At 65.6% G+C, this 15990-nt stretch carries 10 protein-coding genes; 5 read left to right on the top strand and 5 right to left on the bottom strand.

The features are described 5' to 3' along the window. The first annotated feature begins 234 nt into the window (after nt 1-234). The gene (locus BQ7355_RS05590; protein ID WP_072415302.1) at nt 235-1716 is read left to right on the top strand and encodes a DUF1846 domain-containing protein; all 1482 of its coding nucleotides are present in this window, start codon (nt 235-237) and stop codon (nt 1714-1716) included. A gap of 263 nt (nt 1717-1979) precedes the next feature. Here the strand turns inward: BQ7355_RS05590 and BQ7355_RS05585 are convergent, their stop codons facing one another. From BQ7355_RS05585 to arcA, 4 genes are all read right to left on the bottom strand, one after another. Beyond that, complete coding sequence (locus BQ7355_RS05585; protein ID WP_072415301.1) at nt 1980-3095, bottom strand: aminotransferase; 1116 nt, start codon at nt 3093-3095, stop codon at nt 1980-1982. Between the two features lie 160 nt (nt 3096-3255). After that, on the bottom strand, nt 3256-4845 hold the full coding sequence (locus BQ7355_RS05580) for a YfcC family protein (protein WP_420806549.1): 1590 nt from the start codon (nt 4843-4845) through the stop codon (nt 3256-3258). A 140-nt stretch (nt 4846-4985) separates the two neighbouring features. After that, nucleotides 4986-5981 (bottom strand): ornithine carbamoyltransferase, encoded by a 996-nt coding sequence (argF, locus tag BQ7355_RS05575; RefSeq protein ID WP_072415300.1) that lies wholly within the window; start codon nt 5979-5981, stop codon nt 4986-4988. Between the two features lie 93 nt (nt 5982-6074). Continuing rightward, a complete protein-coding gene (gene arcA, locus BQ7355_RS05570; protein ID WP_072415299.1) occupies nt 6075-7316 on the bottom strand; it encodes an arginine deiminase in 1242 nt (413 codons plus the stop codon). Between the two features lie 570 nt (nt 7317-7886). On the opposite strand from arcA, the gene ppk1 reads away from it, so the two are divergent. The 3 genes from ppk1 (at nt 7887) to BQ7355_RS05555 (ending at nt 13360) form a co-directional block, all read left to right on the top strand. Further along, nucleotides 7887-10418: a polyphosphate kinase 1 gene (gene ppk1 / locus BQ7355_RS05565; RefSeq protein WP_072415298.1), complete on the top strand. Its 2532-nt coding sequence runs from the start codon at nt 7887-7889 to the stop codon at nt 10416-10418. A 150-nt stretch (nt 10419-10568) separates the two neighbouring features. Beyond that, complete coding sequence (rlmD, locus tag BQ7355_RS05560; protein ID WP_072415297.1) at nt 10569-11882, top strand: 23S rRNA (uracil(1939)-C(5))-methyltransferase RlmD; 1314 nt, start codon at nt 10569-10571, stop codon at nt 11880-11882. Nucleotides 11883-11968: 86 nt separating this feature from the next. Further along, nucleotides 11969-13360 (top strand): aminopeptidase, encoded by a 1392-nt coding sequence (locus tag BQ7355_RS05555; RefSeq protein ID WP_072415296.1) that lies wholly within the window; start codon nt 11969-11971, stop codon nt 13358-13360. Between the two features lie 491 nt (nt 13361-13851). Here the strand turns inward: BQ7355_RS05555 and BQ7355_RS05550 are convergent, their stop codons facing one another. After that, entirely contained in the window at nt 13852-14907 is a 1056-nt protein-coding gene (locus BQ7355_RS05550) for a hypothetical protein (RefSeq protein WP_143761764.1), read from the bottom strand. Nucleotides 14908-15096: 189 nt separating this feature from the next. Between BQ7355_RS05550 and BQ7355_RS05545 the strand changes: the two genes are divergently transcribed. Then, nucleotides 15097-15987 carry a YaaA family protein gene (locus BQ7355_RS05545; RefSeq protein ID WP_072415294.1) on the top strand — a complete coding sequence of 297 codons (891 nt, stop codon included), beginning with the start codon at nt 15097-15099 and terminating at the stop codon, nt 15985-15987. The last annotated feature ends 3 nt before the right edge of the window (nt 15988-15990 follow it).

Here is a 15990-nt window from a genome sequence, read left to right as displayed (position 1 = left end):
TGGGAAGAGGGCGGCATGCGCCCGACTCGATGGTATCTCAAGCGGCACCGGAGCGAGCCCGCAACGGGGACGCCGCGCACCGCCTGAAGCACCCGCCCGACAGGACACCATCTTCCGAGCCCCTTCAAATCAGCCGTTTCTATGCACCTGACGCTGCGGGCCTTCGCGTGTGGCACAATCTACGCGTTCGAAGTATGTACGCGAGAGAGAACCACGCGAACGAAGGAGCGGCCCATGCGCCAGGGTTTCGACAACGAGAAGTACATCGAGCTTCAGGCTCAGCACATCAAGGAGCGCATCGCCCAGTTCGGCGGCAAGCTCTACTTGGAGTTCGGCGGCAAGCTCTTCGACGACTACCACGCAAGCCGCGTGCTCCCCGGCTTCGAGCCCGACACCAAGTTCCGCATGCTCAAGAGCCTCGCCGACGACGTCGAGATCATCATCTCCATCAACGCGAACCACATCGAGAAGAACAAGGCGCGCGGCGACCTGGGCATCACCTACGACGAGGACGTCCTGCGCCTCGCCGACATCTTCCGCTCCAACGGCCTGCTCGTCTCGTGCGTGGTCCTCACCCAGTACGCCGGGCAGCCCGCCGCCGACGCGTTCCGCCGCCGCCTCTCCATGCTCGGCATCGCCTGCAAGCTGCACTACCCCATCGAGGGCTATCCGCACGACATCGACCTGATCGTCTCCGAGGAGGGCTACGGCAAGAACGAGTTCGTGGAGACGGAGCGCCCCCTGGTCGTCGTAACCGCGCCCGGCCCCGGATCGGGCAAGCTCGCCACGTGCCTGTCCCAACTCTACCATGAGCACAAGCGCGGCGTCGCCGCGGGCTACGCCAAGTTCGAAACGTTCCCCGTGTGGAACCTCCCGCTCAACCATCCCGTCAACATCGCCTACGAGGCGGCCACCGTCGATCTCGACGACGCCAACATCATCGATCCGTTCCACCTCGAGGCCCACGGCGCCACCACGGTCAACTACAACCGCGACGTCGAGGCCTTCCCCGTCGTCGAGGCGCTCATGGAGAAGATCTTGGGCGCGAGCCCCTACCAGAGCCCGACCGACATGGGCGTGAACATGGTCGGCTTCGCGATCAGCGACGACGACGCCTGCCGCGACGCCAGCAAGATGGAGATCGTGCGCCGCTACTTCGACGCCGCCGTGAACGTCAAGCGCACCGGCTGCGGCCAGGAGTTCGTCGACAAGCTCAAGAGCATCATGAAGAAGGCCGGCGTGGACAAGGACCTCTCCCCCGCCCGCTCCGCCGCCCTGCTCAAGGAGGAGACCACCGGCTCGCCCGCGGGCGCCATGGTGCTCTCCGACGGCCGCGTGGTCACCGGCAAGACCTCGACGCGCCTGGGCGCCGCAAGCTCCCTCATCATGAACGCGCTCAAGGCCGTCACCGATGTCGACATGGAGCTCGAGGTCATCTCCGACGACGCGATCGAGCCCATCAGCAAGCTCAAGATCCGCCAGCTCGGCTCGAACAACCCGCGCCTGCACCCGGACGAGACGCTCATCGCGCTGTCCATCACGTCCGCGTCGAGCGAGGTGGCGGGGCGCGTGCTCTCCGGTCTGGACAAGCTCCGCGGGTGCGACGCCTTCTTCTCCGTCATCATCTCGGCAAGCGACGAGGCGCTGCTCAAGAAGCTCGGCATCAACGTGTGCTGCGAGCCCAAGTTCGAGCGCACGGGGTACTACCACAAGTAGCGCGCCGCGCGGCACCGCGGCCATTCGGCACCATCCACGGGGCGGCCCCGCACATCGCGTGCAGGGCCGCCCCGTCGCCATGAAGGGGCAGGTCCGTCCGGACGCCGCCCTCCCCTGCCGCCCCGCCCGGTCCGCAGGGTTCGGGACGATCCGGGTCGCATCCCTTGCGGCGCGAAAGTGATGCCGCGGGTTCGCAAGCGGAAATACGGGGCGGCGCGGCGCAGGCGGACTCCGCGGGCGGCGCCGCGCATACATGGCCCGGGCTAGAACTCAGCGAGCGCCTCGCCCAGCAGCTCCAGCCCGCGAAGGAGCACCTCCGGTCGGGTGCAGTACCCGAGGCGCGCCCCGCACGGCAGGCCGAATCGGCTTCCCGGCACCAGCAGCACGCCGCGGCGCTCAAGAAGACCCAGGCAGAACGCCTCATCGTCCTCAGGTATGTCCAGGCGGATGTAGGAGGTCGAGACGCCCCGCGGCGGAATCCACGAGACGCGGGGCTGACCGTCGATCCAACTTTGGACCAGCAAGCGGTTTCGCCGGACGATGGCGCGGTTTCGTTCCCAGATCTGCTCGCGATGGCGCAGGACGTACGTTCCGAGCAGGTCGCTGAACACGCCGCCGCTGATCATCGTGTAGTCGCGCATCGTACGGATGGCATCCGAGACGTCGTCGTCAGCGATGACCCAGCCGCATCGGGCGGCGGGGACCGAATAGGTCTTAGAGACGGAGTTGGTCACGATGGCCCGTTCGTACACATCGGCCATCGACCGGTACGCCCCGTCGCCCTCGAGCGGAAGGTACACCTCGTCGCACAGGACGTAGGCGCCTGAGCGGGAAGCGATGTCGGCGACGGCCTCGAGCATCTCCCCGTCCAAGACCGCACCGACCGGGTTCGAAGCGTTGTTGAGGCAGATGAGGCGCGTGTCGGGACGCACGAGGCGCTCAAGTTCGTTCAAATCGGGCATCCAGCCGAGATGCTCATGGATCGGCCAATAGTCCACCTCGGCACCGAGGGCGCGCGGAATCTCGTAGAGGGGTGCATATGTGGGCCACTCGGCGACGACATGGTCTTCAGGGCGCACGACGGCCATGAGAGCGTTGAGGTTCGCGCCCGTGCAGCCATTGGTCTGCAAGATGTTCCCGTGTGGGATCTCGCGTTCATAGAGCGAGGCGACCGCATCCTTGAAATCAGGCGAGCCCTCGATCCAACCGTAATTCATGACCCGGGAGCCGAGCGCCTCGAACAGGCCGTCTCCGTCCCCGCCGAGGGCGGCGAGCTCCTCCATCGTGAGCGAGGCTATGGTCGACTGGGCGAGGTCCCATACGGCATCGCGCTCGTGCGCGTTGAGCCATTCCTCGACTCCGATAACCGGGATATCCATACCGACTCCCAACGTCCGAAACGACAGCGCGCGCGATGCGCCCGCGATGGAACGAAAGCACCCCCTCCCGCGCACGGAACGGGAGGGGGCAGAAAGGTAGGTCTAAGCCAACGTCGCGTTGAAACTCGGCCGGCTAGACGACTCTGGAGTCAGCAAGGCCCTACGGAACGATGACCACGCAGGCGATCGTGAGGATGACCATGCAGACGAGCGTGAGGACCACGATGAGCTTCATAGCGAACTTGAGCCAGGTGGTCCACTCGATCTTGGCGAGCGCGAGGCCGCCCATGATCGCGCCGGAGGTCGGGGTGAACAGGTTCACGACACCGATGGCGGCGGAGAAGATCATGACCATGACCTCAGGCGAGAAGCCGAGCTCGGCGGCCAGAGGGCCCATGATGGGCATGGAGACGGTGGCCATACCGGAGGTCGAGGGGATCAGGAAGGACAGGCCGAAGTACACCAGGTACGCCATGGGGGCGAAGATGATGCCGGAAAGGCCGGCAAGCGCGTTCGCAGCCATGTCGAGAACGTAGACGTCCAGACCGGTGGAGGCCATGAGGACGGAGATGCCGCGAGCGAGCGCGATGATGAGAACGACGGACATCATGTCGGCGGCGCCGGAGATGAACGTGTTCACGATCTGCTTCTCGGACAGACCGCCGATGATGCCGATCACGATGGCCATGATGAAGAACCACGTGGAGGCCTCATCGAAGTACCAGCCGCCGATGGGCACGCCGGTGACCACAGCGGACCAGCCGAGGGAATCGGTCACGGTCACGGTGGACTCGCCGGTGATGTCCCCGGCGAGAACGGTGGTGGTGCCGTTGGCATCGTCGTAGGCAGCGACCAGATCGTCACCGGTGACCTCGACGACTTCCTCATGGGAGGCGGCGCCGGCGTCGAAGAAGTTAGCGACGCCCTCGTTGAGGTCGGCCAGCGGGATGAAGCCGACGATCATGACGACGAAGGTAAAGGCGAACGCGATCAGAACGCCCTTCTGGCGGCCGGTGAGCTTGACGTCCTTGGTGACCTCGGCGGCAGCTGCGCCGTGAGCCTCCTCGGCGTCCTTGAGCTCCTGCATGGAGAGGATGGTCGAGCCCTTGTCAGCCTTGACCTTCTTGGCATAGCTCATCACGAAGACGATGGAGATCGCGGTGGTCACGAGCCAGAGGACGGCGCCCAAACCGATGATGATGGTCTGGTTAACCTCGATGCCGACGCCGCGGAGGGCGTCGACGGCAGCGCCGACGGCAAAGGGGTTGACCGTGGAGCCCAGGCAGCCGCAGCCGGCGCCCAGCAGGACGGTCGCGGCACCGACCATGGGGTCGAAGCCTGCGGCCATCATCGTGGCGGCGAGCAGGGCGTAGAAGGGCACCGTCTCCTCGCACATACCATAGCTGGTACCGCCGAGGGAGAAGATGAACATCAGGACGGGAATGATCATGAGCTCGTTGCCCTTGAGCTTCTTGACCAGGACGGCGATGCCGTTATCGAGGGCACCGGTCTCGGTCATCATGCCAAGGAAGCCACCGAGGATCATAACGAACAGGCATACGGGGAGCGCGTCTGCGAATCCGCGGACGGGTGCCATGAAGAAGTCATCCAAGCGGGCAGCGGTGACCTCTGGCGTGATGCCGGCAACAGCGACGGTGATGAGCGCTACGACTGCCAGCAGGATTAGAAGAATGGTGAACGATGAAGGCATACCACGCTTTTTCTTCGCGGTCTCGGTCATGGTTCTCATCCCCCTTTCTTTCTTAACTCGAAATCCGCCCTACCCGGCTTCCGTGCCGTGCGATGTGCACCGGGAAGAGGCGAGACACACCGAAGCAGACCGGGGCGGGCATCCCGAGTCCGATACCCGCCCGCGGCGTGAAGGACGTGCTACTTCAGGGTCGCGTACATGATGGCCTTGATGGTGTGCATGCGGTTCTCCGCCTCATCGAAGACCTTGGACTGCTTGGACTCGAAGACCGCGTCCTCGACCTCCATCTCGGTGACGCCGAACTTCTCGGCGATCTCGGCACCGGTGGTGGTGTTGGTGTCGTGGAACGCCGGCAGGCAGTGCAGGAAGATGGCGGAAGGATCGGCCATGGCCATGAGCTCGGTGGTGACGCGATAGGGCTCGAGCTGCTTGATGCGCTCGGTCCAGACCTCGTCGGGCTCGCCCATGGAGACCCAGACGTCGGTGTAGATGACGTGAGCGCCGGTGCAGGCTTCCTTGGTGTCGGTGGTGAGCTTGATGGTGCAGCCGTTCTCGGCGGCGATCGGCTCGCAGGCCTCGATCACGTCGGAAGCGGGCATGCACTCCTCGGGGCCGCAGGCCACGAAGTTCATGCCGAGCTTGGCGCAGACGACCATCAGGGAGCGGGCGACGTTGTTCTTGCAATCGCCCATGAAGACGAGGGTCTTGCCCTTGATGTCATAGTTGAAGTTCTCCTGGACGGTCAGGATGTCGGCGAGCATCTGGGTGGGGTGCCACAGGTCGGTGAGGCCGTTCCACACGGGAACGCCGGCCTTGGCGGCGAGCTCCTCGACGTCCTCCTGGTCGAAGCCGCGGAACTCGATGCCATCGTACATGCGGCCGAGAACGCGGGCGGTGTCCTCGATGGACTCCTTCTTGCCCATCTGCGACGAGCCGGGATCGAGGTAGGTCACGCCCATGCCGAGGTCCATGCCGCCGACCTCGAAGGCGCAGCGGGTGCGCGTGGAGGTCTTCTGGAAGAGCAGGACGATGTTCTTGCCCTCGAGGTACTTGTGCGGCGTGCCCGTGCGCTTGAGGTCCTTGAAGTTCTTGGCGAGAGCGAGCATGTACTCGATCTCCTCGGTGGTGAAGTCAAGGAGACGCAGGAAGCTGCGGCCGGAGAGGTTAACGCCCATGTGGGTTCCTTTCGTTAGAGGGATGCCGCGTATGCGACATGCGGTAAGTAGGGCGGCGCATCACGACCGATGCGCCGCCGAATAATCTAGAGCTTAGAGGTCCTCGCGCCAGAAGGGCATGCTCATGCAGCGCGGGCCGCCACGGCCACGGGAGAGCTCGGCGGACGGAACGACCAGGAGCTCCATGCCCTCCTTGTAGAGGACATCGTTGGTGACGGTGTTGCGGGCGTAGACGCAGATCTTGCCCGGGGCGATGGCCAGCGTGTTGGAGCCGTCGTTCCACTGCTCGCGAGCAGCCGCGATGGGATCGCCGCCGCCGCAGGGGATCAGCTTGACCTGATCGACGCCGGTCGCGTCCTCGAGGATGTGCTCGAGCGTGTCGGAGATCTCCTTGATCTTGACATCGCCGGGGTTGGCGCCCGGGGTGAGCTCGTACACCTTGAGGGTGCCCATGATCGCCGGGTGGATGGTGAACTTATCCACGTCGATCTGGGTGAAGACGGTGTCGAGGTGCATCATGGCGCGGTTGTTCGGAATGTCGAAGGCGAGGATGCGGTCGACCTTGGAATCGCTGTTCCAGAAGATGTTCTGGGCCATGACGTCGATGGCGGCAGCCTGGGTGCGCTGGGAGATGCCCACGGCCAGGGTGTGCTCGTTGATGTTGAGGACGTCGCCGCCCTCGGTGTGGAAGGCCGCGTCGCGACGGAAGTACAGCGAGACGTCCTTGTAGTCGGGGTGATACTTGAAGATGTACTTGCCGTACAGGGTCTCGCGGTTGCGGGTGACGGAGTACATGCGGTTGAGGTTGACGCCGTTGCCGATGACCGCGAAGGGGTCGCGGGTGAAGTAGAGGTTCGGCATCGGGTCGATGATGAGGTCGGACTCGGAATCCGTGTTCACCAGGGAGTCGAGCGTGGTGGACGCGGTGAGCGGCATCTCGATCTCGGCCTTGGTGAGACCGGCCATGGTCTTCTGGACGAACTCGAGGTTGTCCTTGATGGAATCGAGCTTCTCGCGGACGACGCGGGGCATCTCCTGGCCCTTGATTCCGGCCTCGGCGATGTACTGGTCCAAGAACTCCTGGCGCGCCTCGGGGACGGCGTCGAAGACCTCGGCGACGAGCTTCTCGAGGTACAGGACCTCGACACCCTGGTCGCGAAGGATCTGAGCGAACGTGTCGTGCTCCTCCTGGGCGACCTCCAGGAACGGAACGTCGTCAAACAGAAGACGCTCGAGCTCGAAGGGCGGCAGGTTCAGGAGCTCCTCGCCGGGGCGATGCAGGCACACCTTTTTGAGCTGGCCAATTTCGCTCGGGACGTGCAGGCCTTTCATCATAGCCTCCTACCTTTCTTTTGCGGGCCGCCGCACAGCGGCCCGGATTTCTACGCCCCGCGGACGGGACGTCGGTTACGGACAGTCATAGTTTTATCCAAATCGCGTATCTGTGAAACCAGCAACCCCGAGCGGTATCAATGGGGGCGCAAACGGTATAGAGTCAAAGAGTCCGCATGAAGTACTTCTATACGATAAAGCGCTTTGACGTGGGAAAACTTTGAAACTATGTCTTGTCTAAACTGCAAGCTTCAGCTCGACATACTCCAATTGATGCATATTTTTATACTATATACGTATATTGTTTTGAATCTCGACGAGCTTGATTAGCTTCAGGACGCGATTCAGGATTCACAGAAATATATTCAGAACTTACCTCCTCCCTACCGTCCGCGGGCGTAATGCTACCATTCACACTTCAAAATCCGCGACGAACGCCCGCACGTAAACATACGGTCAAGAATCCTCCGGCACCGAAGAGCCCGCGCGGCGGCAAGCATATATTTGATGGGAATGCGACGCGCCCGGACACGCTGCGGGCACAGTAAAGGAATCAGGGAGAACGGGGACCGCATGGCAGCGAAGCGACACGACGAGACACAGCGCGCGAAAGGCGCGCCGAGATACGATTTCAGCTTCACCCAGAACCGCGAGCTCTCCTGGATACGATTTGACGAGCGCGTGCTCGACGAAGCGTTCGACGAGACCGTCCCGCTCTTCGAGCGCCTGAAGTTCGTCTCGATCTTCGAGTCCAACCTGGACGAGTTCTTCATGGTCCGCGTAGGCGGCCTCTCCGACCTCGCCACCCTCAAGCGCCAGCCGCGGGACAACAAGAGCGACCTCACGCCCGCGGAACAGGTCGACGCCATTCTCAACGCCATCGTGGAGCCCTGCCGCCGGTCCGTCGAGGCGTTCGGCCTCATCGAGTCCCGTCTCGCCGAGCACGGGCTCGAGCGCCTCGAGGCCGACGCGCTCGTGGGCGAGGACCGCACCTTCGTCGAGTCCTATTTCAAGGCATATATCTCGCCCATCATCTCACCCCTCGTGATCGATCCGCGCCACCCCTTCCCCAACCTGCGCAACGGAGCCCTCTACATCGCCTGCGGGCTGTCCGGGCACGACGAGGAGGGCCTCATCGGCCTCATCGAGGTCCCGAGCTCCCTCCCCCGCTGCGTCACCGTCCCCGGTTCCGGCGCAGGGATGCGCTACATCCTGCTCGAAGACGTCATCCTCGCCTGCCTGCCCGGGTGCTTCGGCATCTACGCGCCCCAGGACAGCGCCGTGATCCGCGTCACCCGCAACGCCGACATCGATCCGGACGGCGAGGGCGTGGAAGAGGACGAGGACTACCGTCAGCACATGAAGCGCATCCTCAAGAAGCGCCTGCGCCTGCAGCCCGTCCTGCTCACCTACCGCGGCAGCCTCGCGCGGAAGACCCTCAAGCACATCCGCCGCGCCCTCGGCCTTGCCGGAAGGTCGTGCCTGAACGTCGAGCGCCCGCTCAGCCTCGGCTACGTGTTCTCCCTCGAGTCCCATATCCCCGAGGACGAGCGCGCGAGCCTGCTGTTCGGCCCCTTCTCGCCGCAGCCGTGCCCCGAGTTCCGCGAGGGCCGCTCGATGCGCGAGCAGGTCATCGAGGGCGACAAGCTGCTCTTCTACCCGTATGAGTCCATGTCGACCCTGCTCGACCTCGTGCACGAGGCGGCCTACGACGACGAATGCCTCTCGATCCGCATCACGCTGTACCGCGTGGCGAAGCAGTCGCGCCTGTGCGAGTCGCTCATCGCCGCCGCCGAGATGGGCCGCGAGGTCACCGTCCTGATGGAGCTGCGCGCCCGTTTCGACGAGGCGAACAACATCGAATGGGCCGAGCGGCTCGAGGAGGCGGGCTGCACCGTCATCTACGGCTCCGAGGGCTTCAAATGCCACTCCAAGATCTGCCAGATCACCTATAGGACCGGCATGGCGCTCACGCGCATCACGCTGCTCGGCACCGGCAACTTCAACGAGAAGACCGCGAAGCTGTACTCGGATTTCATGCTGATGACCGCGCACCCGGGCATCGGCGAGGACGCGAACCAGTTCTTCCGCAACCTCACCCTGGGCAACCTGCGCGGCGACTACCGCTACCTCGGCGTCGCCCCCGCAGGCCTCAAGCCCCTCATCATGAACGGCCTCAACCGCGAGATCGACCGCGCCCGCTCGGGCGTGCCGGCGCGCGTCTTCTTCAAGCTCAACTCCCTCACCGACCGCGAGGTCATCGACAAGATCTCCGAGGCGAGCCGCGCGGGCGTCCGCGTCGAGATGGTGATCCGCAGCATCTCCTGCCTCCTCCCCGGCATCCCCGGCAAGACCGAGAACGTGCGCATCCGGTCCATCGTCGGCAGATTCCTCGAGCACGCGCGCGTGTACGCGTTCGGCGAGGACGTCGACACCGTATACCTCTCGAGCGCCGACATGATGACCCGCAACACCGAGCACCGCGTGGAGATCGCCTATCCCGTACTCGATGCGGAGCTGCGCTCTCGCGTGATCGAGTACATGCGGATCCAGCTCTCCGACAACGTCAAGGCGCGCGAGCTCGACCGCGACGGCATGTGGCGACCGGTTCCTCGCCGCGAGGGCGAGCCCGATTTCAACGCGCAGGAGACCCTGCTCACCATGGCGTACCGCAGGGCGGCCATGGCGGCCGAGGACGCCGGCGCGCCCGCGCGGACGCGCTCGGGCTCGGCCGCATCCGCATCCTCGGCGGCCGCCCCCGAACCCGAACCCGAGCCCGAGCCCGTGGCCGCCCTCACGACGGCCGCCGTCCCCACCCCCGTGCCGGCGGCCGAGGATGCCGGCACGGGGGCATCAGAGCCCATGGGGGCAGAGGCCGCCTCGACCGCTTCCGAGCCCCGCGACGCCCCGGCACCCGCCGCGGGCGATCCCGCTGCGGCGACTCCGGTGCGGGCCGAGCTCATCGAACCCGAAGACGAGACCGCGCGCCCGGCGCCCGCCGGCGAGCTCGCCGCGCGCGGCGGCGGCCGCATGGTGCGCGGCCTCGCCCTGATCGGCCTCGGCCTCAAGACGCTGCTGTTCGGCAGCGGGCGCACCGAACGCTAGCGCGCCCTCCCATCGACGACCCAGGCGCCCCGGACCGCACCGTCGCGGCCGGGGCGCTCTGCGCTTCGCATGGGTTCCGCCCGCGACCCCTCGCCCGGCGCGGGACGGGCGCTACACTGGTCAGACGGATATCGAGCAGAAAGGCGCCGCATGAAACTCACGATCGACTGCATGACGTACGGACCGGACGGGCTGGCCCGCGCCGAGGACGGAAAAGCCGTCTTCGTGTCGGGCGCCGTCACCGGCGACACCGTCGAGGCGTGCATCGTGTCCGACGGGGCGTCGTTCGCCCGCGCCGAAGTAGCCGAGCTGCTCGAGCCCTCCCCCTTGCGCGGGGACGCGCCGTGCCCCTTCATCGGGGTCTGCGGCGGATGCCCCTGGGGCGTCCTCTTGACCGAAGCGCAGCGCGCGGCGAAAGAGGAGAACCTCAGGAGCGCGCTTGCGCGCATCGGGCGCTTCGACGAGGAGTCGCTCGCGTCCATGATGCGCCCCATCCGCGCCGCCAAGGACGCCTGGGGCTACCGCAACAAGGTCGAGCTCGCGCCGTCGCATGACGGGAACCGCTTCTTCCTCGGCATGCACGGACGGGACCCCGAGACCATCGTGCGCGTCGACGCGTGCCCGCTGTTCGAGAAGAAGTTCCCCCGCGCGATCAAGGCGGTCGCGGGGGCCCTGTCCTACATGGGCAACTCGCGCGACCTGGGGATCGAGCGCGTCGGCATCCGCGCGAGCCGTCGGACCCGCGCTATCGAGGTGGCCCTTTGGACCCCCACCGGATCCTTTCCGAGGTCCCAGGTCGCCCGCGTGCTCGGCGACGCCCTCAAGCCCACGAGCGTCGTGCGCGTGATGAGCCGCGGCGACCGGCGGGCGCGCAAGGTCGCCGGCGTGGAAGCGCTCGGCGGCGAGGGATCGTGGACCGAGCGCATCGGCGACGAGGAGATGCGCCTTTCCGCCCCGTCGTTCTTCCAGGTGAACACGGCGGCGGCGGAGATCCTGATCGACCTGGTGATGGAGGCGCTCGCGCCCACCGAGAACGAGGTCGCCTGCGACCTGTATTCCGGGGCGGGCACCTTCACCCTCCCCCTCGCGCGCCGCTGCGCCTTCGTCTCCGCCGTCGAGGCCTACGGGCCCGCCGTGCGCGACCTGAGGCGCAACCTCGAGATCGCCCGCCTGGACAACGTCGACGTCATCGGCGGCGACGCGGTGCGCGAGTTCCCCGAGGAGGGCGCCGACGTTCTCGTGGTGGACCCGCCCCGATCCGGCTTGGGCGAAGGGGCTATCGAGCTCATCGCCGACAGCGGGGCGCGCGACGTGGCGTACGTCTCCTGCGATCCGGCGACCCTCGCGCGCGACCTCCGGCGCTTCACCGATGAGGGCACCTTCCGCGCGGTCTCCGCCACGCCCGTGGACCTCTTCCCGCAGACGTTCCACTGCGAGACCGTCGCCCACCTCACCCGAGCCTAAGGCCACGGGCAGGCGGCCTCTACGGCGCCGCCTGCCCGTGCTACCATATCGGCAGCATATACATACCAACAGAAAGGACGCGTCCCATGGAGCGACCCAACGCTTGGAAGAAATACGACGACGAGGCCCTGGCCGAGCTCGACGAGCTCTGCGAGAGCTATCGCCGCTACATCAGCGAGAACAAGACCGAGCGCGAATGCGTGACCTCCAGCATCAAGCTCGCGGAGGCCGCCGGCTATGTGAGCCTCGAGACGGCGATCGCCGAGGGCCGCGAGCTCAAGGCCGGCGACAAGGTCTACGCCGCCAGCCACAACAAGACCCTCATGCTCGTGAACCTCGGCTCCCGCCCCATCGAGCAGGGCATGAACATCCTGGGCGCCCACATCGACTCCCCGCGCCTGGACCTCAAGCAGAACCCGCTGTACGAGGCGGGCGACATGGCCTACCTCGACACGCACTACTACGGCGGCGTGAAGGCCTACCACTGGGTCGCCACCCCGCTGGCGCTCCACGGCGTCATCTGCAAGAAGGACGGCACCTGCGTGGACATCGCCGTGGGCGAGGACCCGGCCGATCCGGTCTTCTGCATCTCCGACCTGCTCATCCACCTCGCGAGCGAGCAGATGGAGAAGCCCGCCGGCAAGGCCGTCGACCATGAGAACCTCGACGTGATCGTGGCCGGGCGCCCCGTCGTCATAGAGGGCGACGAGGAGGTCAAGGAGCCCGTCAAGCAGATGTTCCTCGACCTCATCAAGGAGAAGTACGACGTCGAGGAGGAGGACTTCCTCTCCGCCGAGATCGAGGTCGTGCCCGCCGGCCCCGCCCGCGACATGGGCCTCGACCGCTCCATGATCTTGGGCCACGGCCAGGACGACCGCGTCTGCGCCTACACCTCGCTCATGGCGCAGCTCGACGTCGAGCAGGTCGAGACCACGAGCGTCACGCTGCTCGTCGACAAGGAGGAGATCGGCTCCGTGGGCGCCTCCGGCATGACCAGCCGCTTCTTCGAGAACACCGTGGCCGAGATCATGGCGCTCGCCGGCGAGGACTCCCCGCTGGCGCTCCGCCGCGCGCTCGCCAACTCCCGCATGCTCAGCTCCGACGTGTCGGCCGGCTTCGACCACCTCTACGCCGACCGCTTCGAGAAGAAGAACGCCGCCGTCATGGGCCATGGCCTGTGCTTCAACAAGTACACCGGCTCCCGCGGCAAGGGCGGCTCCAACGACGCCGACGCCGAGTACTTCGCGCTGATTCGCGACATCATGGACGAGGCCGGCGTGGATTACCAGACCTGCGAGCTCGGCCGCATCGGCGCGGGCGGCGGCGGCACGATCGCCTACATCCTCGCCGAGTACGGCATGGACGTCATCGACTCCGGCGTGGCCGTCATCTCCATGCACGCGCTGTGGGAGGCCACCAACAAGGCCGACATCTACGAGGCCTACCGCGGCTACAAGGCGTTCATCAGCCGTCCGTAGCGTGATCGCACGTATTCGACGCTCGCTCCGCTCACCGATACACCCAAGCGGCGCCGGCTCCCGTAACCATACGGGGGCCGGCGCCGCTTCTGTATGTCGACCGCCGTGCGAACAGCGGCACGACCGCCGAGCGACCGTGAATCCCGACGAGGCACCCGCAGGGTTGCGCCCAAAACACGCCGATATCCGCATCCGCACCGTTGAACCCTCGTTTGACGCGAACGATTGTCGTCCATTCGGCCCTCCCGAGTTCCCGTGGGCGCACGCCGCGCAGCTCTCCCCCTCGAAGTGAGTGGATTTTTCCGGACCCCTAAAGTAGACCGCAGGTTTTAGGTTGAATTCGCTCGCAAAACCCCAGATAACGGCCGTGGCGAGACGCGCATACTCGGGCGAATCCGATTTTTCCACTCACTTCGAGGGGGAGAGCACGGACATCCGCGCGCGTCCCCTCGTTTCAAGTAATCAAACCGATGCCGCACCGCCTTCTCCGCTCATACTTCGCCCAGGCGGCGCCAGTCGCAAAACAGCTCTCGGCGCAACGAGCGCTCCCGCTCTTTCAACAGAGCGGACTTCTCGAGATAACGGCCCTCAAGCTTCATGCCCACGAGCTCCGCCATCTCCCTATGCCTCTCATCGCTCTTCAACTGCGCATAGGTAAGCGGAATATACTCGTATCCCATCGCCTGCAACGCCACCTGGCGATCGAAGTCCAGCAGCTGCCGCTCGGCCGTTGAATGAATCAGCCTGCTCTGGCATTCGATCACCAGCTGCTTGGAGCCATCTCGGCTCTCGGCCAGCAGATCCGCGTAGCATACCGACTGGTCCGCCAGAATCCTTCCCGATCGCGATAGGTCGATCCGCCCATCCAGGCGCACGTGCCTCCCCTCGCCTCCTCGCATGCGCGAAAGGCCGTACTGCAGCGCCGCGCGCACCTCAAAAGGCGATCGGGCGCACCCGAAGCAATCCTGCGTCGCGCGCAGGAGCCGCGCACCTCCTCGAGCGCTCGCGTTGCGCTCGGCGAATCGCGCAACGCTCCCCACCTCAACGCACGCGGGCCGCTGCCAAAGGTCGGTTAACCGGCCCGCACCATCCAGTACCGGGCACCAGCCCTCGCTGCCGTGCCAGCCCTTCCCCACGAGCGCCTGGAGCTCATCGCGAACGGCGTCGGGCAGCTCGCAGACTGCGAAGCCGCCGCACACTTCATGGAGCAGCATGCACAGATGAATATAGGGAACGAAAGGCGCGAGCTGAAGCAGGGCGAACTCCGGCGCGGCGCAGGACACATAAGGACCGCATTCCTCCACGGCGCCAGCAGGGAGGTCGGCGCTCCACAGATGGCACTTCGCGTGCTTAAGACTCCACCGGGCGGCGCGTTCGCGAACCATGACATGGACGGGGCGCCCGATCAGATCGACCGCGAGCTGGTCAACGGCTGAAGGACGATGCAGCAGGTACGCACGTGCGAAGCGTGCGGCAAGGCCCCTCCTCAGCCACGGAGGAATCCTATACAGCCGCAATGCGGATATGCCCCAAAGCACAACATCCATGCCATCACGATACCTGTAGGCTCGAAGCTGCGGGGCGAAGACATCAAGTTCCGCGCGCCGCCCTAACGAAATCGGTCGCGCGATCTAACGCAGCGGAAACCGATACAATTGCCGTCAAGCCATCAAGCCCGCGATCCGGGCAGCGCAAGCTGAAACCGAAGGGCCCCGCAACCATCAAGGGACGTCCCCATGCAAGTCATCATCTCCCCTGCCAAGCAGATGCGCGCCGACTCCGATGCGTTCGCGCCGCGCGACATCCCGCCGTTCCCCGATAAGACGGACCAGATCCTGCGCGCGCTCCGCGCGATCGAGCGCGACCAGGGCCCTCAGGGGCTCCAAGCGCTCTGGGGCGTAAGCGTCAAGCTGCTCGCCGAGAACATCGAGCGCCTGCACGCCTTCGCGCCCATCATGGATGCCAGGGGCCTCGACGATCCCGCCCTCGCCCGCCTCGTTGCGCCCGCGATCTTCTCCTACGTGGGAATCCAGTATCAGAACATGGCCCCCGGGGTCCTGGACGAGCGCGCGCTCGCTTGGCTGCAGGAGCACCTCTGGATCCTGTCCGGGCTCTACGGCTGCGCGCGTCCCTTCGACGCCGTGCAGCCCTATCGACTCGAGATGGGAGCCAAGCTCGCCGTGGGCGATGCCAAGAACCTCTACGCCTTCTGGGGCGACGCATTGGCGTGCGCCGTCTGCGGCGATCCGTGCGCCGTCCGCCCCTCAGCCCACCGCGAAGCTGGCGACGCGACGAGGCCCGAGGTCCCGCCTGCAGGCGATCCCGACCGCGGAAGCGCCTGCATCGTGAACCTCGCCAGCGTCGAGTACGCCAAGGCGGTACTCCCCCATCTTGCCGATCATATACCCATTGTGACCTGCGTGTTCTCAAGCAGCCTGCGCAACGGTAAGCCGGTCCAGAAGTCGACCGAGAGCAAGGCGGCCCGGGGCACGATGGTGCGCTGGATGGCCGAGATGGGAGCCGAGGGCCCCGACGACCTCAAACGCTTCGATATGGGGTTCCGCTTCGCGCCCGAGCTTTCGAACGAGAGCGGACCGCGTCAGACCTTCGTCTTCATGAAACGCTAGGTA

Source organism: Collinsella phocaeensis (assembly GCF_900119895.1).
GTDB classification, from domain to species: Bacteria; Actinomycetota; Coriobacteriia; order Coriobacteriales; family Coriobacteriaceae; genus Collinsella; species Collinsella phocaeensis.
This window is presented reverse-complemented; position numbering and strand designations above follow the sequence as displayed.

Excerpts from the sequence above, each read along its gene's own strand:
- ppk1 (WP_072415298.1), top strand. The coding sequence starts at position 7,887 with ATGGCAGCGAAGCGACACGACGAGACACAGCGCGCGAAAGGCGCGCCG.
- BQ7355_RS05555 (WP_072415296.1), top strand. The coding sequence starts at position 11,969 with ATGGAGCGACCCAACGCTTGGAAGAAATACGACGACGAGGCCCTGGCC.
- argF (WP_072415300.1), bottom strand. The coding sequence starts at position 5,981 with ATGGGCGTTAACCTCTCCGGCCGCAGCTTCCTGCGTCTCCTTGACTTC.
- BQ7355_RS05580 (WP_420806549.1), bottom strand. The coding sequence starts at position 4,845 with ATGAGAACCATGACCGAGACCGCGAAGAAAAAGCGTGGTATGCCTTCA.
- BQ7355_RS05545 (WP_072415294.1), top strand. The coding sequence starts at position 15,097 with ATGCAAGTCATCATCTCCCCTGCCAAGCAGATGCGCGCCGACTCCGAT.
- BQ7355_RS05550 (WP_143761764.1), bottom strand. The coding sequence starts at position 14,907 with ATGGATGTTGTGCTTTGGGGCATATCCGCATTGCGGCTGTATAGGATT.
- BQ7355_RS05590 (WP_072415302.1), top strand. The coding sequence starts at position 235 with ATGCGCCAGGGTTTCGACAACGAGAAGTACATCGAGCTTCAGGCTCAG.
- BQ7355_RS05585 (WP_072415301.1), bottom strand. The coding sequence starts at position 3,095 with ATGGATATCCCGGTTATCGGAGTCGAGGAATGGCTCAACGCGCACGAG.
- arcA (WP_072415299.1), bottom strand. The coding sequence starts at position 7,316 with ATGATGAAAGGCCTGCACGTCCCGAGCGAAATTGGCCAGCTCAAAAAG.
- rlmD (WP_072415297.1), top strand. The coding sequence starts at position 10,569 with ATGAAACTCACGATCGACTGCATGACGTACGGACCGGACGGGCTGGCC.